Here is a 19,759-nt window from a genome sequence, read left to right on the forward strand (position 1 = left end):
TTAGTTAAGATCCCTGTAACTCTGCGGCGTAATGAATTCATTTTTGCGGAATGTGGATACAAAGTGGCTAGCGTCCAGAAAACCCACTCTTAAAGCGACGGCTTTAACGGTGAGGTTTTTTTCGTTGATCAGCAATTCCTTGGCCTTCTGAATTCTTAAGTGAATGAGATATTGATAGGGGCTCATGCCCGTTGCCATTCGGAACAAGTAATTCAGGCGTTGCGGGCTAACGCCGGTATAATCGGCTAATTGGTCTAGTCCAAGAGACGGATCCGAATAGTTCTCCTCCAAGTATCGGATTAATGGAATGACACGAGCGGTATGCTGAGAAAAGGAGCGCTGGTTATCCACTTGCCCGGAGCGCTTTAGTTCCATCAGGAAGCGGTAGACGAATGCCGAGCCGTCTATTCCGTTAAATTCGAAATGGCTTCTTGCTAGATTTCGGCTTCTTTTGTGCAAGGTGGATAATCGAGAATGAGACTCCCAACTGATCGCGGTGCAAGTCGCGAGACCAAGCGAAGACACGAGAATGGAGGCCATATTCCCATTAAAAGTAATATACCAGGTCGACCAAGGGTAGGATGTCGTCTTGTAACGGTGCGGAACGTTGGGGGGCAGCAAGATGCCCTGATTCGGACCGAGCATAATGGTTTTGCCTTCGCATTCAAACTGTCCTTCTCCGCCTGTCGTCTGCAGCCAATGATAACAGTGGTAGCCATGAGGGCGTATGAATTCATCCTGCCATTCATTCCATCCCAATAGTTCGATATAGATGGGCAGAGTCCGGTCAAGGGCGGTGACTAACATTTGCTTCATATAGTGCTTCATGGCATCTCTACTTTCATTTTTTTATATCATACTTGCATTATACCTGATTTTCCTTCCGTGATCCATCTTATATAATTTATATAAGAAATGACTAATCGAGCATAAATTGCAATTAAATAAGCCTAAATATCTTTTTTTGTAAGTGCTTACATATCTTTAGTCCCGGGACTCTATTTCAGAGCTATATTTTGTGTTGAAGAGTTATGAAATAGAATTATTTTATATATAAAATTAATAGAATATTCTGACTTATGAAGGGAGTGATGTTGTTTCTGAATAACTCGGTAGGGCTGGAAGATGCATTTGCTGAACGAATTCAATAAAGGGGTGCCCAAATGAATAAGAGAAAACGAATAGCCGCATTTTTAACCTTCGTTATGGTTTTGTTGATGCTTGCCGCTTGCTCGCAAAACAATGGTTCAGGTCCTGCAAAAAATTCAGGCTCGCCAAATGTAAAAGGTACAAACTCAGAATCAGCATCAGAGCCGGTCACCGTAAATTTATTTGCAGGGACATCCAGCTTTAACGGAAATTTGGACAGCAACTGGTTCACCGAATATGCGGAAAAAAACTTTAATATGAACATTAACTGGATTACGGTTCCGAATACCGACGTAGCAACAAAACAGCCTCTTCTGCTTGCAAGCGGCGACTATCCTTCCGTGTTTTGGGCCGGTTCTTTCAGTAACGAGGATTTGCTTAAATATGGACAGCAAGGCGTGTTTGTTCCGTTAAACGATTTGCTGAAAGCTCATGCGCCTAATGTATGGAATGCGATTGAGAATACGCCTGCTCTTAAGCAGGGAATCATTGCGCCGGATGGCAACATATATGGCCTGCCATTCTACAATTATTGCTTGCATTGCTACTATTCCAGCAAGCTCTGGGTGTATAAACCGTTCCTGGAGAAGTTCAACCTGAGCATGCCAACCACGACAGATGAGTTTGAGCATATGCTGGAGGTATTCAAGGAAAACGGCATTTTGCCGCTGACGGGTTCCACGGATGGCTGGAATTCAGATCCGACCACATTTCTGATGAATGCCTTTGCTTACAACGATGGCGGCAGCTTTTTGCGCGTCACGGACGGCAATGTTGAGCTATCGGCCATTCAGGATGAGTGGAAGCAAGGGCTAGAGTATATGAACGGATTATATTCGAAGGGCTTAATTAGCAGCGCGGCGTTTACGCAAACCAATGACGTGCTCAGCAAGCAGGCGATTAATCACGAAGTCGGAGTCGTGCCTTGGGGCTGTATGAACTGCGTGGTTGGCGCTGATCATATGAGTGATATTGTGAACTGGGAGACGGTTCCTCCTCTTAAGGGGCCAAATGGCATCTCGTATGCGGCATTCAGCGGCAACGGTGTAAGCGGGGCTGTATTTGCGATAACCAACAAAGCTGCTGAGGATGAGAAAATCGCGGTTATGAAAATGCTGGATTATATTTGGACGACGGAAGGGACTACGATTACGGATTACGGCCCTGAAGGGGAGTATTGGACAAAGGCCAAGGACGGCGAAAAAGGATTAACCGGAAATCGCGCCTTGTTCGACATCAATTTCCAGCCTCCAACACCTTTCACTTGGGGCTGGAATCAGCTCGGACCTATTTATCAGTCGGAAGAATGGCGTAACAGCATTGTTGCCAAGCCTCCTTTTTCGGCGGACGGATCTGGTTCAGAGGCACTGCTGCAATACTACACGGAAAAGGATTACAAAGGAAAACAGCCGAAGGAAGTCGTTCCTGCATCCATCTGGATCGATCCTAAAGATTCACAATCGTATTCTCTCTTGAAGACCAATATCAATAACTACGTAAAGCAGTGGACAGCCGAGTTTATTGTCGGCAACAAATCGATTTCTAAGGATTGGAAGTCCTATGTTGATGGTGTTAAGAAGCTTGGTCTGGATCAATATCTTTCCATTACTCAGAAAGCCATGGTGAAGCCTTTTGATACTAGCGGCTTCCAACGAGATGAGACTGTCATTCAGAACCTGGAGTCGCTCAAATAAGCCTGAAAGCTTCATCAAATTGGACATACCGAGAAAAGCTCACAAGACAGGTGTCATCCTCCTCGTTGCGGGGGGGGATGACACAATTTATTTTAAAGAAGGAATGATAGGAATGAAACGGAGTATTGCTCTAAAGAGACATTGGCCTCTATATGCAATTATCGCTTTGCCAACTGCCTTCTTAATTGTATTCAGCTATTGGCCTATGCTGGGGGTACAAATCGCCTTTCGTAACTATAGCCCGGTATATGGAATATGGAAAAGCCCTTGGGTTGGATTGCGGCAATTTGAGTTATTTCTTACTTCTCCCTATTTTTGGCCACTTGTAAAAAATACGCTGTCTTTAAGCGTATATTCGCTCGTTGTTTCGATTCCCTGTTCCATTCTTTTGGCTATCGCGTTAAACGAAGTGCGGCATGCGCGCTTCAAAAAGACGGTGCAGATGTTCACTTACGCTCCTTATTTTATCTCAACCGTAATACTGGTGGGCATGATTCAGATTATCCTCTCTCCTACAAGCGGACCACTTGCTCTTTTGTTTCATTTACTCGGAGATACCAATCCGCCTAATGTATTGGCGAGCGCAAATGGATTCTCGTCCACATATGTCTGGTCCGGGATCTGGCAGGAAACCGGATACGGAGCCGTCATCTATCTTGCGGCGCTAGCAAGCGTAAATCCGGAGTTGTATGAGGCAGCCAAAATAGACGGGGCAACCCGATTGCAAAAAATCCGGTATATTGATCTGCCGGGAATCCGGTCAACCATTATTATTTTGATGATTCTGAGCGTCGGAGGATTATTAAGTGTAGGCTTCGAGAAAGTGTATCTGTTGCAGAACAATCTTAATCTAAGCCGGTCGGAGATTATTTCAACTTATGTGTATAAAGCGGGGCTTGTAAATGCTGATTTCAGTTTTGCTGCCGCTATTGGTTTGTTTAATGCCATCATCGGATTAATCCTGATATCTATCGTCAACTATACGGCCCGGAAAGTATCGGACAACAGTTTGTTCTAAGTAGAGAGGAGAGCTTCTAGTGAAACAGATATCCACAATCCGGGAATCCAAACAAGACCGTATATTTTTATTCTGTGTATATGCTGGCCTGAGTCTCGTCCTCGTCATGGTCCTATACCCGCTTATTTATATTGTCAGTTCATCCTTTAGCTCGGCAGCGGCTGTGCAAAGCGGTAAAGTATGGCTATGGCCGGTAGATCCAACGCTGGATGGTTATATTGGCGTATTTAAGTATAATGCGGTCTGGACAGGCTTTGCTAATTCCATTTTTTATACAGTAGGCGGGACTGTATTAAGCGTAGCGCTGACCATTATGATGGCATATCCCTTGTCGAGAAAGGAAATGGCAGGGCGTAGAATATGGATTTGGGCCATTTTATTTGCCATGCTGTTCAACGGGGGACTTATCCCCTTTTATCTTGTGGTCAAGGATTTGGGGATGCTGGATTCGCCACTGGCCTTGATCGTGCCAACAGCGCTAAATGTCTTCTCTATTATCATAGCAAAAACATTCTTTCAGACCTCATTGCCAAATGAAATCTATGAGGCGGCACAGCTTGATGGGTGCGGAGACTTTAAATTTATGATCAGCATCGCTATTCCGCTGTCAAGGCCAATTCTGGCTGTTCTGGTACTATGGGCCGCAGTAGGCCAATGGAACTCCTATTTTAATGCCCTGATCTTCTTGAATTCGCAATCCCTATACCCGCTGCAGCTTGTTTTGCGACAAATACTGGTTGAAAATAAAATTGACTATTCCGGCATGTCGGCAACGCTTGACGCGCAGAAGCTTGCGCTGATGCAAAATATGGAGACATTGTTGAAGTACTCGCTCATTGTCATTACAACGATACCGATTTTAATCATTTACCCCTTTGTACAGAAACATTTTGTTAAAGGAGTCATGATAGGCTCGGTGAAGGAGTAGTTAGTTTTGTAGTATTGGAGTTGGTAACTCCAAACTCGTAAATTTTGGGAGATAGAAGGCCGTCCTGGAATATCGAGGGACGGTCTTTCTTATTAGATGGCAAAAGTACAACGAGATGTTAGAGGCTGCCGGCTCGAGAGGCAATAAAAAAACCGCCGTAAATCAAGGCGGTTTTTCTTACTTGTATCATCTCTTTAATAAAACGTGTGCGGCATAAGGCTCCAGAATAATCCGTTCTTCAATCATCGCCCCGCTTAAAGCATCTTCGAATACGCCGCTCAATTCCACTTCGATAGATTCGTTCTTGTGATTGAGAAGCATCAAATAATGTTGGCCATCCTTGGTTCTCTCGACCGCTTCGACTCCATCATAATTCTGGGGCAAGCTCCGGGTGATACCTTCGCGGTCAATAATTAAGTTCATCAGGTTATCCATTGCGGCATCGTCTAGATCGCAACCAACATAATAAACATGGCCTTTGCCGAAAGCGTTGACGGTGACGGCAGGGGTCCCTTTGTAATAATGGCTATTATAGCTTGCCAGTGTTTGTGCTCCTGTAAGCTTCAGAACGTCGCACCAGACAGAAGCGGTCCCTTCTCCGAAGGAACCGTTAATGCTAACCGTTCTTCCAAAGTTTACGGAATCAAATTCCTCCAGTTCGACTCCGGCCAGCTCGCTGAACATACCGGGGAAGGTCAAGGTGGTCATCTGATTGTTCCATGTACGCGTACCCGAGCGGAACGTAATAAGCAGGGATCCTCCATTTGCTACGTAAGTCTTGCATTTTGCCGCGATATCTTCCGTCATCAGATTGAAGGCTGGCATAAGGACCAGCTTATATGGAGTGAAGTCCGTATCCACACCAGTGACATCCAAGCCAACATGATTTATGGCCATGGACCTGTAGTAAGAATCCAACAGGCCTCCATACGAGAATTTCTGATTGTGCGGCTGCGCTCGATGGCTCCACGCGTTGTCGTAACTCTTAACGAGTGCCACGGAATTGCGATTCGTCGCATCGACGATCAGATCCGACAGCTGTGCCATCTCGCTGCCAATACGGGTAATTTCCCTGTAACGTCTCCGGCCGATGCCGTCATGATCTAGAATTCCATGCCAATATTGTTCAATACCAACCGTACATGCCCGCCACCGGAAGTAGACCATAGCTTCTGCTCCATGCGCGATCGCCTGATAGGTCCATAAACGCACTTGACCTGGTTCCGGTGTGTCGCCCATCGAATGCCAACCGCAAGGTCCGCTCTGTTGTTCCATCATCCAGAAATTTCGTTGTTTAATGCCTCGCATTAGATCGTGCGCCATTGAAACTGCTGTCGGCGTGGATTTTGCCCACATATGGTTCGGGTAATTATCCCAACTGATAAAATCAAGATCTTGGCCCAGATCAAAATAATTCAATTCGCTGAAATGGCCCATGAGATTGTGTGTGATCGGTAAGGTGCTGAATGCACGGATTTCGTCAATTTGAATGCGCTGATACGACACTGTAGCATCGGAGAAGAAACGCTGATAGTCGAGCAGCATGCCGGGATTATGATTAAATGGCGTGGACAGCAACTGGTTTGAGCCTCCGTTTTGGCTAAACCCATCACTCGCGGAATATCGGGGCAGAATGATCTCTTCCCAATTTCGATAGGTGTGGCTCCAGAAAATCGTTCCCCATTCTTCATTCATTTTCTCGATTGACCCATACTTGTTCCTAAGCCAGATTCGAAACGCATTCAGGTCGCTCTGGCAATAACAAGTACCGCCGAACTCGTTGTCTATCTGCCAGGCAACAATGTGCTCGTTATCCTTATAGTGTTCCGCCATGGCCCGGGCGATTTTCTTGGAGTAGTCGCGGTATATGGGATGATTTAAGCAATAATGCCTCCGCGTTCCGAAGCCCTTCGTTAAGCCATAGACATCCACCGGATACATATCCGGATGTTTGTCCATCATCCATTTGGGTGCTGCGGCAGTGGGCGTCCCAAGAATAATCTTCATTCCTTCGCTTGCCAGAATATTAATCGAACGATCCAGCCAAGAGAAGTCATAAATCCCCTCCTCCGGTTCCATTTTGGCCCAAGCAAATTCCGCTAATCTGACGATATTGATATTCGCTTCATTCATCATCTTGGCATCGATTGGCCAACGCTCCTCCGGCCAATGCTCCGGATAATAATCTACACCGAAATACATTCGAAAGATCCCCTTCCCAATTTAATATGTTAGTATTATGCTTGAATCAAATTGAATATCTTTATTATAAACATTGTAAAAGAGAGGGTAAATCCGAATAATTTGATCAAACGTATTACGATTATGCTATTTTGAGGTGAATCAAATGAGGGTTAATCATTTTCTGGCTCCACCCCGCTTTACCCGATTCTTCTGCTATCCTGACTCTTTCGGTCATTATTTTGATGATCCGACGCATAAAGAGAATCGTGAGGCCGGACAGCTTGATTCGTATAATTGGCATATCGTGCGCGGCGGTAGAGGGTATTTGGAAATGGGTGGCGAGATCGTGGAACTGCAGGCAGGATCCGGCTTCCTCTATGGTCCAGGTGTCAAACAATGTTATTATGCCGATACGGAGGAACCGTGGGACATCCGATGGGTGCATTTCAACGGAGCAGGAATTAAAGAGCTGCTTCAAGGCAAAGGGGAAAGCGAAGCTTGGACATTCTCTTGGAAGAACGCGGAACGATTGGATGTGCTGTGGGGAAAGCTGCTTACCTGTGGCGTCCCTTCTCTGCAAGGAGGGGAGGCGCGGCTATCGGCGCTGCTCTATGAGATGCTCGCCGAGCTCGCTCTGAACGCAGGGGATACCCTAGGAGCACCTTCGCATGGACAGAGGAGCGAGCTAATCGAGGCAGCGGAATGGATTCGCACCCATAGCGAGCAGCCTTTAACGCTGGAACAAATGGCGAATCAGGCTGGTTGCAGTATCTCTCATTTCAGCAGACAGTTCCATTCCTTAATCGGAAAGACGCCAATAGAGTTTCTCACAGAGTGCCGTATCGTTCATGCTAAAGCACTTCTTGTCTCGACCGAATTATCCGTGAAGAACGTAGCCGATCAAGTTGGTTTCTCCAGCAGTGCTTATTTTATTCAACGGTTCCGGAGGTCGGAGAAAATAACCCCTGAGCAGTTTCGTCGGTTAAGACGTGGATAACTGCGGGTATTATCTGTTCTCTCAATCGATTTATCATGCCAAAGAAGGAGTTAACTATGATTAAAGGTAAGGTTATCCTGTTGAACGGTGTTTCAAGTTCAGGCAAATCTACAATAGCAAAACTACTGTCGGAAAAATTACCAAATTATTTAGTGTTGGGATTTGACGATCTAGGTAGTTTACTATCAAAAATGCGTAACAATAAAAAAGAACCTTCGACATGGGACATTATAAACAAACAAAACTATGACCTGCATTTTTTAACATTTATACTGCACAGACTGACTAAAGTTATCTCGGAATATTCTTTTAACATTATTATTGATACTGTTTTAGACGCGGAAAGCGATGCCGCGGATTTTTTAGAGCAGTTCAAGGACGAAGATGTATTATATGTCGGCGTGCATTGTCCGCTCGAAGAATTGGAAAGACGTGAACGCGTTCGTGGTGATAGAACTATCGGCATAGCAAAGGAACAATTGAAAATTGTACATCAAAATATGAAATACGACGTTGAGATCAATACATACGAGAATTCAACGGAAGAATGTGTATCAAAGATATTGAATGCCTTGAAAATTAACTAAACTGTCTATCTACTGTATAGTAGGCACAATTGTTCGCGTCCGATAAGCGCTTGGCGTTAATCCTTGCCATTTTTTAAAATGCGACGTGAACGACTCGGAAGACTGATATCCGACTTGTTCGGAAATTTCGCCGATTGTCAGCAAGGTTGTATCAAGCAGGCGAGCGGCTTCCTGCAGACGGGCTTCCAGCAGCTTTTCACGCAGAGACATCCCGTATTGCTTGTGAACCGCACGTTCGGTTTGCCTGACGCTAAGGCCGAGCTGATCGGCAAGCGTTCTAATCGTGATATGCTTATAGTTATACAAGATGTTGTTCTCGATCAGTACCATTCTTTTATCATCCAAAGTCTTCAGTGGAGCAGTCTGCAACGTCGGCTGATTGTTCGTATAGTTCCGGACAAGTCCGATGACGATCTGCTCCAATTGGATCGTTATGTTACGCCGATAGCCTATTGAGCGGGTATTTATTTCCCAAGCCAGCTTCTCGAAAACATGCTGCAGTTGCCGACTGTCCTGTCCAATCCAGAATGGCGTTTCCAAAAACAATCGCGCTATTTCGCGGATATCTTCGGAATCGCCGCCGCTTCTCCCGTACAACCGCTCATGGTGATTGCGCCCGCTCGGGAGCGCCTCGAAGAAAATACAATACTCAAACATCGGATCGGATGGATCCGTAATTTGCTCATGATCGATACCCGGTCCCGTCATGTATAAGCTGCCGGGCGAAAGCGGGAATTCTCTTCCTGTCGCAATCAAGCGCCCGTGTCCGGACGGAATGTAATGGAGCTCATAGCTGCCGTTGCTGTGACGATGTTCGGGCATGGAATGGTAGAAGAACCCGGATTTAATATATAGCACGTTCAAAACAAGCCTCCCAAGCGAAAGCTTGAGATCTAGATTATCTAATTGAATCATCGGATGCCCCATCGGCAGTCCTCCTAGCTGCGCTATTGCGACATATTTGTCCTAATGGACGTCGCATTTACCCGTATTCCGAGCTATTCCGGCTCGCTATGATTGGATTATAGCACACGCGGAAGGAGTGTAAGGATGGATAGAAATGAATATTTAAAACGAATTGACGAGAAGGTCGCATCGGGCAACTTCAGCGACGACTGGGATTCGCTCAGCGGTTTCCGTATTCCGGAATGGTACAAGGACGCGAAATTCGGCATTTTCATTCACTGGGGCGTGTACGCCGTACCGGCTTTCGCCAATGAGTGGTACCCGCGAAATATGTATATCCAAGGCACACGAGAATTTGATCATCACCGGGCGACCTATGGCGATCATCAAACGTTTGGTTATAAAGACTTTATACCGCTCTTCAAGGCGGAGAAGTTTAATGCAGCCGATTGGGCCGAATTGTTCGAGCAAGCTGGGGCTCGGTATGTCATGCCCGTCGCGGAACATCACGATGGTTTTCAGATGTACAAAAGCGAATTGTCAAAATTTAATGCATTCGAGATGGGACCAAGGCGAGATGTACTGGCAGAGCTGAAATCAGCCTTCGAGGCAAGGGGATTAATTTTTTCCGTATCGTCTCACCGGGCAGAACATTGGTTTTTCATGTCGCATGGCAAAACGTTCGAGACGGATATCCGTGAACCGCTTGCGTGCGGCGATTTCTACTGGCCTTCGATGCCGGAACCCGATCATCAGGATTTGTACGGTTCCCCGCCGAGTAAGGAATATTTGGAGGATTGGCTGCTTAGGTGTTGCGAACTGGTTGACCGTTACCGGCCGAAAATCTTTTACTTCGATTGGTGGATCCATACGGCAGCATTTAAGCCTTATCTCAAGAAATTCGCGGCGTACTATTATAATCGAGCGGCCGAGTGGGGATATCAAGGCATTATCAATTACAAGCACGATGCTTTCAAGTTTGGTTCCGCGGTTCTTGATATCGAACGCGGCCAATTTGCCGATCTGCAGCCGTTCTATTGGCAGACCGATACCGCCGCAGCGCGCAACTCTTGGTGTCATGTCGAGGGAATGGACTACAAATCATCCGTTGAGATTATTCAGGATCTCGTCGATGTCGTGAGCAAGAACGGCAATCTGCTGCTCAACGTTGGCCCCAAAGCCGACGGTACGATTCCGGAAGACGACCGGCGCATTCTGCTTGATATCGGCGGCTGGCTGAAGACGAATGGTGAGGCGATCTACGGAACCACATTCTGGCGAAAGTTCGGCGAAGGGCCTACGGCAGTGGAGGAAGGACAGTTCACGGACGGCAAGGCGAAATTGTTCACCAGCGAAGACATCCGATTCACGATGAAGGGGAGCGCTTTGTATGCGCACGTTCTATCTTATCCGGACGATGGGATCGTGAAGATCAAATCGTTGAAGGAGCGGGCTCACTATTTCCACGGCATCATCCGCAAAATCAATGTTTTAGGGTTTGATGAAAAGCCGGTATGGGAAAGAACCGATGAGGCGTTGATAATCCGAACGAGAGAGGTGCGGAGCCCCTATCCTGTTGTCTTCCAAATTCGTGTTGATTAAGGCTGGTATTACTGTAGGATCATTTTATTACCCTGAATGCTCGGAGTTACATCGGTTCGTGTTCACATTGTCAAAAAATTCGACAATACCGGTGAGGATCTTGAGGATCTCATCTCGATTGGCACGATCGGATTGATTAAAGCGATCGAAAGTTTTCAGACGGGTAAGGGGACGAAGCTCGCCACATTCGCAGCACGTTGTATTGAGAATGAAATACTTATGCATTTAAGGTCACTGAAGAAGACGCGCAAGGACGTATCCTTGCATGACCCGATTGGCACGGATAAAGAGGGGAACGAAATAACGCTTATCGACATTCTTGGCACGGAGGCCGATGATGTCGTGGACCGGGTGCAGCTGAAGATCGAGAAAAGCAAGATCTACCGTAATCTCGATATCCTCGTCGAGCGGGAGCAGGAAGTGATCCGCTGCCGCTTCGGCCTGGATCATGGCGGAGATGAGCGGACGCAGAGGGAGATTGCCAAGGAGCTGGGCATTAGCCGGAGTTATGTGTCCAGGATTGAGAAGAGAGCTCTGATGAAGCTGTATCATGAGTTTTATAAGGCGAAGAAGTAAATTAATCTGTAGATCTTATCACTGGCAGCGATGATGTCAGGGGTTCGATCCCCCTTGGGTCCACCATAATAAAATCACTCAAAACCCTTGTGTATCAAGGGTTTTTCTTTGAGGTAGCTTTTCAAATGACATCTTTGACTAAAGAACGTGTGTTCGCATGTAAAAGCCATGAGGTGACTGACGGTTATGAACGCGAACAGTAAGAAACTTCATGGCAATGGTCGATGGGAATCATCCCGAATGATGCTTCCAGAGCACCGGGAGCAATTTATAGAGCTCATGCAACGGGAACGTATAAAAGGCAACTGGTCAAAAGCCATAGTCGCCTCCTGCGTCACGCGAGGAGCTGCAGCTGATGCATGATTTCGTTTTGCTGCCGATGGCTTACGCAATAGCTAAGAAAAATCGCAGGCAGGTCGAAGAGAAGGCGCGATCGATGCGCGACCTCTTTACCAAGGCTACCGATATCGTTTTTAGCCGTATGCATGAAGATATAGTCGAAATAAAACAATCGCTGAAGCGGGCGAATATCACGGTCATTGCCGGTGAACGTATTGATGGATAGCAAGCAATTCCTATGGCGCAGCCACAACGGAGCGTTTGCGATTACACTCGAGTATGCGAAAGATCACATCGGTAAGATGATCGGACGATATATAAATGGATTATTCTAAATACAAATAAAGCTGTGCTCAAAGTAGCGCAGCTTTATTTGTTAGAGGACAAATTCCACAAAACTAGGACTTCACATGAGCTCTTTTCTTGTCCAGCACTGAAATTTTACCAGGCACGAAAGCATTGGATCGAGATAGATCCAATGCTTATCCTTACCTGTCACCAGTTGCTCGTATATGCCCGAGAAAGCTTTTCGTGCTTCCGGCGGAACAAACTCGGTAAGCCCAACATACTTTTGATCTTTAATAAGATTCCAGCCGAAATCGCCTTTACGGATAGCAGCAATGGACACCGTCTCGTACAAATAGTTTCTTATTTTTAACCAATCCGAGGAGCGGAAGTCCATTCGATATTTGCTTTCGCTTCTTTTGGATACGATACCTTCCAAACCCATGGCTTTGACTTGTGAGAATAGATTTTCCCCATCTTCATAACTTGGAACAACAGAAATGACATTACTTGGAGCGACTACGTCGTATAGCGCTCAAGTCTTTCGTAAAGCGGCTTATCCATTAGGGGAATAATGGGCAAAAATAAAAAATTCGTTATGAAAACCCCAAAAGAATGCACCACTTATTTCTGGTCTCAAAAACGGTGAATTATCACTTATGAAACTCTTATAGTGGGATTGAGAAAAAGGTGCTATAACATGAGTTTTATAAGGCGGAGAAGTGAAGAATGGCCGAGGGCCCTGTGAGCCGCTCGGCCATTCTGGTGAGCTAATTCTTTATTTTCTGTCAATAAAACCGGCCTGACAACGAATATGCCGGACTAGAAAACAATATCGGCTACTTAGTTGCGAAAGAGATCCGGTAAAATATCGTAAATATACTGGTTCACCCAATTCCAAGCATGCGTACCGCCATCGGCAGCGATAAAGTAGAAGTTCCCTTTCTTCATATCCGATGAATAAACAAAGACATCGGTTAACTGCTTCATCGCGTCGATCTGAGGCTTCAAGTTCGGATACGCAATATCCTGGGTACCCGTGGCGCTGAAAATGTAGTAATCCTGCGGCTTATACCCGGATGCCCTTGCGACGTCGGCGATGTACTCCGCCGTTTCCTTTGGCTTGAGGCCGCCGCCTGTCTGCTCAAGGATCCAACTGTCGCCGCTTAACGGTATATAGTACTTGAAATAGTCCAGATCATGGATAAAGGTATACCACGTCGTGACCGAACCCATGGAGAACCCGCCGAATGCCCGATGCGCTCGGGATGCTTTCAAATCGTCCAAGCTTCCGGATTTAACATAGGTATTGTACTTGGTTTCCACCAATGGAACAACCGTATTCATCAGTTCCTCATGGAAGAGGGCGACATCATCCTTGCCGCCGTAAAACGTAGGTGTCACCACAATAAGCGGTTCAATGTCACCGTTTGCAATCATATTGTCCAGTATTTTCTTCAGTTCTTTGCTTTGGCCAGGCCCGCCGAAGATGAGATTCTCGTTCTCGCCCCCGCCATGCATCAAATAGAGGACATTGTAATGCTTATTTGGATTGGAAGCGTCATAACCGTACGGAAGATAAACATTAAGTTTCTTGTCGTCCGTACCACCGTCTAAGTTAGCTGCTTTGTATGATAAGTTTTCAATCGTCCCCGGATTGTCGCTTTCCATGCGATATTCGTCCGGAACCGGCTTGAAATATTTCTCGTTCGCCGCTTCTTCCGTCATTTCCAGCTTGCCGATCGCATCCTTGATGGCAGCATATTGTTTATCAAGTTGTTCCTGGGTTGCTTTTTGGTCTTTGAGAACATTTTCGGCGAAAGCATTGGCAATGGAATCCGTAACGATACTTGCATTTTTATAAAGCTTGAGATCAAGCTTCAGCGTACTTTTGATCAAATTTATGAGATCGTAGGGGTTTCTACCGCTGACATCGCCCTTTGCCTTTCCGGTAAGCAAGACCTCGCCGAATTTCGTCGTATCGTTCCAGGCGCTGCCGGTCGAATCGAATACGTTGATGGTACCGACTCGCTCCGATTCTTTGGCGTCATTCACCTGCAATTCGATGCCAAGCACCTTTCCGTTTACAGGTATCCATTTTAAAGCGATTCTTGCTTCAATGATATATCCATCTTCCGTTTTTCTAGCAGCTGTGTAGAATCGCTCGGGCTTTCCGTTGTCCACGGACAGCGCATTTTCATAATTTACGCGAAGATGCAAATCGTCTGCGCCGTATTCCGGCGTTTTGTTATTGTTCTCGTCAAGAAATAACTCCACTGAATCTTGCATGTATGGTGTTCCTGATTGTACGGATAAGTTTTTATCTTTAACCACTGCAAGAATGTAAAGTGCGCGGTCATCCCATAATGCCTTAAACGTTGCGGATGTGTCGATATTGCTTGATACATATTTGGGTGAAACCGCTTGCGCTTTATTCCATACGGGATCCGTATTGCCATCTATTACTGGCGATCCGAAATTAGCAACCATTCTTCCGCTGGAATCAAATCCGTTCTTGTCGACAGGTACTTTTGCATTTTCCGGTGATGGGTGCACATGAGCCTCCTTGACATTGACTTTTACGGCGAGAAATTCCGTTTTATTATTAAGCGTTATTTTGCAGGTGATGGTCGCAGAGCCGGCTGAAGACGCTTTAACAAGTCCGTTCTGGTCCACCGCTGCTACTGATTTTTTGTCACTGCTCCAAGAATAACTCGCACTGGAAGGCTTGTTGACGATCTCCAATTTATAGGATTCGCCAACTGAAAGTGCGATGGCGCCATTCTGTTTAAATGCAGGTTTGTCTTTGGCAGCAGCCGCAGAAACGCCAGGCCATGGACCGAGAAAACTTACAGATAACAAAGATACAATCGCTAAGATCATCATAATGGGTTGCAAAAACAGCTTCGTTCCCCTATACAAAATAATCTCCTCCTTTTTTCTATTCGGAGTACGTGTTCGTGTTTCCTCTGCCGGGTCGCTCGTGCTGCCTCTCGAAATCCCGCATCGATCACACCCTTTCATGAAAAGTTGCATTTTCGTTTTAGCATTTTTTAGCTTACGCGTGAATCTTAACGCCACTTGTACAAAAAGTCAATATTAAATCGGGAGTCGCGGGCGTTGCTAAAACGTTAAATCTAAATGCCAGCATTCGTCCGCTGTGAACTTTCCATGTAAGCGAACGCCGATAAAGCGAAAATCATGAGGAAGCCGGCAAGCAAGAAGATCCACCGCATCTCGAAGAAGTCGGACAAGAGCCCCCATCCCGCGGCTCCGGCGCCTATTCCGAAGTCCAGTGCGATATAGAATGTGGCGTTCGCCTTCCCGCGGTTTGCTTGATCCGTGTTCGTAATCGCCCTCGCATTGAGCTGAGGGATAAGACATCCGTTCGTGAAGCCGAACAAGACTGCCCAAATGATCAGTTCCCACAATGTGCTTGAAAAACTGATTCCGGCGAGTGCAACCCCGAGAGCGAGGAGATTGACGGACATGACGAAGCGGGGACCCGTCCATGCGATCCAAGGTCCGACGATGAAGCGGGAAAGCGCCAGTGCAGCGGCTTGAACGACGAAAACCACGCCGATATGGCGGATGCCGTTGTCGATCGCGAATGACGGGAGGAATACCATGACCGTGCTGGTTGCCAAAGAAACGAACAGGACAACAACCGAAGGCGGGATGGCACGAATTTCTATGAGTTTATTCCAAGGTCCTGCCGCGTCCGGAGAATGCCGCTTTGAAGGGGGATGCGCGATGTCCGCCGCTAATTCCTTGCGATGCCTGTTCTTCTCGGATTCGATACGCATGCTGATCAGGAGGGCGATCAGGGAGACGATTCCGGTCAAGTAATAGAGTACGGCATAGTCGGAAACTTCCAATAGGTAAAGTGTGGCAGAAGGAGCAATCGCTACGGCCAACGTTCCGAAAAGTCCAAAATATGAAATGCCCTGAGTCATCTTGTTTTCCGGCAAGACGTCAGAGACCATGGTGCTGGTCGCCGTCGAGCTTGCGGAGAAGGATATGCCGTGCATAATTCGCAGGAAGATTAACGCAGGTATGAAGGCAACAAAACCGTATAACACAGTCGTGATCGTATAAACGACAACACCCCACAGAAGGATGGGCTTTCGCCCGTATGTATCGAGCATCATGCCGATAAGTGGTCTCGTCAGAAGCGCTGCCAACGTAAAGAAGGTCATGGACAGCCCGGCCAGCGCATTGCTGCCTCCCAGATAGAGGAAGAACAGCGGCATAGACGTAATCTGAATTTGCGTACAGATTCGAAGCAGTGTTGTCACGATCGTCAGTTTGATAAAATCTGCCGTCCAAATTCTCGTATCCGTTAATGGTTCAGCGATTGCACGGACGGGTGGTGTTGTCATACTCATACCTCCTGAGGGATATTAAAAAACAGTTGCAATTACGTTTTAGCAATCTAGCCACTAAATCGTAAGGGGGATTAGGACTAAAGTCAATATAGAAGACAAAAATGAAGCAGACGGCCTAACGCGCTGCGATTGACATTCTTGGTACTTTTCCGTATTAATGGAGTATTACGAATGGGGAGTGGACGGATGGGGATGTCTACGATTAAAGAAATCGCCGAGAAGACGAAGCTTTCCGTGGGAACGATTTCAATCGTGCTCAACGGTCGCGGCGACGAAATGCGCATCTCGAAAAAAACGCAACAGCGGATCATGGAGGCTGCGCAAGGAATCGGTTATATACCCAATATGTCGGCAAGACGATTGAGACAATCCGGTGTTCGAAGTCTTCCAGTCATTGCCACGTTCTGGCCGTCCGACCTCTCTTCTGACTTGTTGGGGCGTTTTTTCACGGGAGCCCAAAGTTCGATTCTGGAGCAAGAGTATGCATTCGAGATGACAATCCAGCCTTTCAAGCGGAAGCATATCCATAGAATAAAGGAAATATGCGACAGTGGAATGTACCATGGCGTGATTCTAACGGGCATTTCCGCAGAGGACCAACGTTATCTTGAAGACAATCCGCTAAGCATACCGACCGTGCTGTTTAATCGCAAGAGCAGCACCTATAGCTGCGTCCATGTCGATACTTACGAGATCGGCCGCAAATCGGCTGAGTTATTTGCGATGCGCGGGCACAAGAAGGTCGGCACGATTGTGCCTGACCATCTTGTGAGGTCGGAGAACAATTTGCGCTTCAAGGGATTCGTCGAGTCGTGCGCCAAATATGGACTCGAACTGGAGGAGCGGCATATTCAAGCTGCTCCGATGACGATGGAGGGCGGGAATGCGGCGGCCAGAAGGATCGTGGAGGGAGGCGGCGAATTGCCAACAGGCATGTTCTTCCCACTGGGAACCATGGCTATTGCAGCCCTTCCCGTGTTCCATCGAGCAAATATTAAAATTCCTGACGAGATGGAGATTTTGACGTATGGCGACCATGATGCTGAGAAATACAGCGTTCCGTCCCTTTCGACGGTTAAGCTGCCAGTTGAAGAGATGGCAGCCGCATGTATCCGCTTGGCAATGGGACGGATTCTTGATCCCTCGACAAAGCCGAAAGCGATCGTGTTTGAGACACCGTTCATCTTCCGCGAATCTTGCGGGGGATTCGCCCAAGAGCTTTAACGCAGATCATTGTTCGCTTCGTTTTTTTAATGGTACAAGAATGGCTAACCCAAGAAATTGGTCGACAACACGAGCGAAAACCTTGATAATTTAATCGGCATCGGAACTTTTAGCTTGATCAAAAGAAAACGAAAGCTTCCAGCCAAACAAAAGCACGAAACTGGCAACGTTCGCATCCCGTTGTAAAGAACTAGAACAAATGTTTTTATTACGATCTAAAGCCAAACGGCAGAAATTCCGTTTGGTTTTTTTATTGTTTACCGACACTAGTGATAAGGAGTTCCAAAAAAAGCGCATTTTAAACATGGGCGAGAAGATAAAGTTGAAGCATCCAATTGTTCAGTATTTTTATGAGCTACAGCTTAGTACATTATGGAAATATCTGGAATCTCCAAATTATACCATCATTAAAATAGTACTAACCAACAAACGGGGCCTTCGCAATATAATCAGCCTATGGGGAGCTGCGCCTCTATTTCTGCTTTCAATTGTTCAAACCACTCTAAGTTAACTAAGTGATGTGAACGGGAATTTTCGTTCATACGGCGGAAGTAATCGATTGTGCCGGGAAGTTCTTGTGTGTTGGATAGGTATTCATCAAGGAGGGCGATTCGGGTTTTAGTCTGGTCGATTTGCGATTGGATCAGTTCCAGCAATTTGTTTTTGTCGTATTCATCGGCAAAGAGCAGCGTCCCATAAAATTGCAGGTTCACATATTCCGAGTTGGTGCCGTATTTGACCATTAATTTTTCGAATTCAGCCATTCCCGATCCGGTGATTTTAAAGTTCCGAATTTCACGCCCACTGGTTGAAGGTTTCAGCTGAATCTGTTCAATCCAACCTTTTTCTTCGAGTTGCTGCAGATTGTAATAAAACGAGCCTTTCGTGAAGTTTACAATGTATTTGTAATGGCGTTTTTCCATTAAGGCCAGTAATTCGTAGCCGTGAGCGCCGGGGTTTTGGATGAGCAAGCCAAGGATGAGTAAGGGGATCAAGGCTGCATCACCTTCATCATCTGCGCCTCGAATTCCGCGTACGTGATTTTGCCCGAAGCCAAATCCATGCTATGAAGGTAAATCTGTTCTGTTTTCGAATAGTCGCGCTCCACTTTCAGCGATTGCTCCTCCCCCGGGATGGGTTCCAGGACATGACACTTTTTCGAAAAAGCCTCGAAATAGCGGTAGCCGAACTTGCGTTGCGAAACCGCGTCTAAATGTATGCCATCAGGATTCGCGGTCAAATCTGCCGCTGTTACAAAATAACAATTTTGTTGTTGGTTGGCGAAGTGCTGCAATTGTTCATTGACCTGTCGATACTCTGTCGCGTGCTGTCCAAAACCGGTCTTCCCAAGGAAATTACCAAGTCCGCCAATGATCAACGGCACCTCATCAAGATTCAATTCGTTTCTTAGGGTCTCGATTATAAGGGTTAATTTCTCGTAATAAGTTTCATGTAGCGAACGATAACTATCGCTCTCACCCTGGTGCCATAGGATTCCGCAGATTTGACTGGACCGCAGGGCGAAGCGGGCTTCGGATAAAGCATGCTGAAAAAGGATGCCTTCCGGATGCCAGTCATTCAAGGAACTGCCACCTTCCGCACAAGGAATCAAACCAATTTCCTCATCGGGATTGGCTTTCGACCAGGCATCGGCAAAAGATGCCGCCAGGCTTACACCGGAAACCGGACGGTCGTAATTAATCGGCTCTGTCATCATCTGCCACTGTCCATTGCGCAGCATTTTTATTTTTTCATGATAGATAGGATCGACTTCATGCAAAAATCCACGGCCCGCCATATTCGACTGACCCAACATTAAAAATGACTTGATCATGTAGTCTTCACTCCTTTATATCCCTATTATAGTCTAATTAGACTAAGA

Annotated in this window: 17 protein-coding genes, 1 tRNA gene and 1 pseudogene; 11 read left to right on the plus strand and 8 right to left on the minus strand. The window is 46.5% G+C overall.

The window, feature by feature from the left end; translation table 11 throughout:
* Nucleotides 1-816, minus strand: a complete 816-nt coding sequence (locus BM200_RS00155) for a helix-turn-helix domain-containing protein (protein WP_175532686.1) — start codon at nucleotides 814-816, stop codon at nucleotides 1-3.
* 347 nt (nucleotides 817-1,163) lie between these two features.
* Here BM200_RS00155 and BM200_RS00160 point away from each other — a divergent pair, with 347 nt between their 5' ends.
* The 3 genes from BM200_RS00160 (at nucleotide 1,164) to BM200_RS00170 (ending at nucleotide 4,789) form a co-directional block, all read left to right on the plus strand.
* Nucleotides 1,164-2,843: a type 2 periplasmic-binding domain-containing protein gene (locus tag BM200_RS00160; protein WP_091179964.1), complete on the plus strand. Its 1,680-nt coding sequence runs from the start codon at nucleotides 1,164-1,166 to the stop codon at nucleotides 2,841-2,843.
* 112 nt (nucleotides 2,844-2,955) lie between these two features.
* Nucleotides 2,956-3,861, plus strand: coding sequence for an ABC transporter permease (locus tag BM200_RS00165; protein WP_091179967.1), 906 nt, complete (start codon nucleotides 2,956-2,958; stop codon nucleotides 3,859-3,861).
* Between the two features lie 19 nt (nucleotides 3,862-3,880).
* A complete protein-coding gene (locus BM200_RS00170; RefSeq protein WP_245772830.1) occupies nucleotides 3,881-4,789 on the plus strand; it encodes a carbohydrate ABC transporter permease in 909 nt (302 codons plus the stop codon).
* A gap of 186 nt (nucleotides 4,790-4,975) precedes the next feature.
* Here the strand turns inward: BM200_RS00170 and BM200_RS00175 are convergent, their stop codons facing one another.
* Nucleotides 4,976-6,991: a beta-galactosidase gene (locus BM200_RS00175; protein ID WP_091179969.1), complete on the minus strand. Its 2,016-nt coding sequence runs from the start codon at nucleotides 6,989-6,991 to the stop codon at nucleotides 4,976-4,978.
* A 145-nt stretch (nucleotides 6,992-7,136) separates the two neighbouring features.
* On the opposite strand from BM200_RS00175, the gene BM200_RS00180 reads away from it, so the two are divergent.
* Nucleotides 7,137-7,970 carry an AraC family transcriptional regulator gene (locus tag BM200_RS00180; protein WP_091179971.1) on the plus strand — a complete coding sequence of 278 codons (834 nt, stop codon included), beginning with the start codon at nucleotides 7,137-7,139 and terminating at the stop codon, nucleotides 7,968-7,970.
* 56 nt (nucleotides 7,971-8,026) lie between these two features.
* Complete coding sequence (locus tag BM200_RS00185) at nucleotides 8,027-8,557, plus strand: phosphotransferase-like protein (protein ID WP_175532687.1); 531 nt, start codon at nucleotides 8,027-8,029, stop codon at nucleotides 8,555-8,557.
* 9 nt (nucleotides 8,558-8,566) lie between these two features.
* On the opposite strand, the gene BM200_RS00190 is transcribed toward BM200_RS00185, so the two are convergent.
* Nucleotides 8,567-9,484 (minus strand): helix-turn-helix transcriptional regulator, encoded by a 918-nt coding sequence (locus BM200_RS00190; protein WP_091179976.1) that lies wholly within the window; start codon nucleotides 9,482-9,484, stop codon nucleotides 8,567-8,569.
* A 123-nt stretch (nucleotides 9,485-9,607) separates the two neighbouring features.
* Here BM200_RS00190 and BM200_RS00195 point away from each other — a divergent pair, with 123 nt between their 5' ends.
* From BM200_RS00195 to BM200_RS00205, 4 genes are all read left to right on the plus strand, one after another.
* On the plus strand, nucleotides 9,608-11,065 hold the full coding sequence (locus tag BM200_RS00195) for an alpha-L-fucosidase (RefSeq protein ID WP_091179980.1): 1,458 nt from the start codon (nucleotides 9,608-9,610) through the stop codon (nucleotides 11,063-11,065).
* A gap of 36 nt (nucleotides 11,066-11,101) precedes the next feature.
* Nucleotides 11,102-11,641, plus strand: a complete 540-nt coding sequence (gene sigK / locus BM200_RS00200) for an RNA polymerase sporulation sigma factor SigK (protein ID WP_091179983.1) — start codon at nucleotides 11,102-11,104, stop codon at nucleotides 11,639-11,641.
* Nucleotides 11,638-11,707: transfer RNA gene (locus tag BM200_RS29810), tRNA-Ala, on the plus strand. Before sigK ends, BM200_RS29810 begins: the two co-directional genes overlap by 4 nt.
* 280 nt (nucleotides 11,708-11,987) lie before the next feature.
* Entirely contained in the window at nucleotides 11,988-12,206 is a 219-nt protein-coding gene (locus BM200_RS00205) for a YhjD family protein (RefSeq protein WP_483869913.1), read from the plus strand.
* Nucleotides 12,207-12,386: 180 nt separating this feature from the next.
* Here BM200_RS00205 and BM200_RS30765 read toward each other — a convergent pair whose 3' ends face one another.
* From BM200_RS30765 to BM200_RS00220, 3 genes are all read right to left on the minus strand, one after another.
* Nucleotides 12,387-12,767, minus strand: coding sequence for an ATP-dependent DNA ligase (locus BM200_RS30765; protein ID WP_091179988.1), 381 nt, complete (start codon nucleotides 12,765-12,767; stop codon nucleotides 12,387-12,389).
* 341 nt (nucleotides 12,768-13,108) lie between these two features.
* The gene (locus BM200_RS00215; protein ID WP_217649548.1) at nucleotides 13,109-15,187 is read right to left on the minus strand and encodes a sugar-binding protein; all 2,079 of its coding nucleotides are present in this window, start codon (nucleotides 15,185-15,187) and stop codon (nucleotides 13,109-13,111) included.
* A gap of 215 nt (nucleotides 15,188-15,402) precedes the next feature.
* Nucleotides 15,403-16,647 carry an MFS transporter gene (locus BM200_RS00220; RefSeq protein ID WP_175532688.1) on the minus strand — a complete coding sequence of 415 codons (1,245 nt, stop codon included), beginning with the start codon at nucleotides 16,645-16,647 and terminating at the stop codon, nucleotides 15,403-15,405.
* A gap of 177 nt (nucleotides 16,648-16,824) precedes the next feature.
* Here BM200_RS00220 and BM200_RS00225 point away from each other — a divergent pair, with 177 nt between their 5' ends.
* Together BM200_RS00225 and BM200_RS30770 are read left to right on the plus strand one after the other, a co-directional pair.
* Nucleotides 16,825-17,877 (plus strand): LacI family DNA-binding transcriptional regulator, encoded by a 1,053-nt coding sequence (locus tag BM200_RS00225; protein ID WP_245772831.1) that lies wholly within the window; start codon nucleotides 16,825-16,827, stop codon nucleotides 17,875-17,877.
* A 271-nt stretch (nucleotides 17,878-18,148) separates the two neighbouring features.
* A pseudogene (locus BM200_RS30770) lies at nucleotides 18,149-18,250 on the plus strand (SF0329 family protein); the annotation flags it as partial.
* Nucleotides 18,251-18,326: 76 nt separating this feature from the next.
* Here the strand turns inward: BM200_RS30770 and BM200_RS00230 are convergent.
* Both BM200_RS00230 and BM200_RS00235 read right to left on the minus strand, forming a co-directional pair.
* Complete coding sequence (locus tag BM200_RS00230; RefSeq protein WP_091179997.1) at nucleotides 18,327-18,872, minus strand: PadR family transcriptional regulator; 546 nt, start codon at nucleotides 18,870-18,872, stop codon at nucleotides 18,327-18,329.
* The gene (locus tag BM200_RS00235) at nucleotides 18,869-19,711 is read right to left on the minus strand and encodes a sialate O-acetylesterase (RefSeq protein WP_091179998.1); all 843 of its coding nucleotides are present in this window, start codon (nucleotides 19,709-19,711) and stop codon (nucleotides 18,869-18,871) included. The genes BM200_RS00230 and BM200_RS00235 overlap by 4 nt, the downstream gene beginning before the upstream one ends.
* Nucleotides 19,712-19,759: the final 48 nt, after the last annotated feature.

The organism is Paenibacillus catalpae (assembly GCF_900112695.1).
GTDB lineage: Bacteria > Bacillota > Bacilli > Paenibacillales > Paenibacillaceae > Pristimantibacillus > Pristimantibacillus catalpae.

Bases quoted from the DNA above. Each gene is read 5' to 3' on its own strand.
- BM200_RS00155 (WP_175532686.1), bottom strand. From the start codon at position 816: ATGAAGCAAATGTTAGTCACCGCCCTTGACCGGACTCTGCCCATCTAT.
- BM200_RS00160 (WP_091179964.1), top strand. From the start codon at position 1,164: ATGAATAAGAGAAAACGAATAGCCGCATTTTTAACCTTCGTTATGGTT.
- BM200_RS00165 (WP_091179967.1), top strand. From the start codon at position 2,956: ATGAAACGGAGTATTGCTCTAAAGAGACATTGGCCTCTATATGCAATT.
- BM200_RS00175 (WP_091179969.1), bottom strand. From the start codon at position 6,991: ATGTATTTCGGTGTAGATTATTATCCGGAGCATTGGCCGGAGGAGCGT.
- BM200_RS00180 (WP_091179971.1), top strand. From the start codon at position 7,137: ATGAGGGTTAATCATTTTCTGGCTCCACCCCGCTTTACCCGATTCTTC.
- BM200_RS00185 (WP_175532687.1), top strand. From the start codon at position 8,027: ATGATTAAAGGTAAGGTTATCCTGTTGAACGGTGTTTCAAGTTCAGGC.
- BM200_RS00190 (WP_091179976.1), bottom strand. From the start codon at position 9,484: ATGGGGCATCCGATGATTCAATTAGATAATCTAGATCTCAAGCTTTCG.
- BM200_RS00195 (WP_091179980.1), top strand. From the start codon at position 9,608: ATGGATAGAAATGAATATTTAAAACGAATTGACGAGAAGGTCGCATCG.
- sigK (WP_091179983.1), top strand. From the start codon at position 11,102: ATGCTCGGAGTTACATCGGTTCGTGTTCACATTGTCAAAAAATTCGAC.
- BM200_RS00220 (WP_175532688.1), bottom strand. From the start codon at position 16,647: ATGACAACACCACCCGTCCGTGCAATCGCTGAACCATTAACGGATACG.
- BM200_RS00225 (WP_245772831.1), top strand. From the start codon at position 16,825: ATGGGGAGTGGACGGATGGGGATGTCTACGATTAAAGAAATCGCCGAG.
- BM200_RS00235 (WP_091179998.1), bottom strand. From the start codon at position 19,711: ATGATCAAGTCATTTTTAATGTTGGGTCAGTCGAATATGGCGGGCCGT.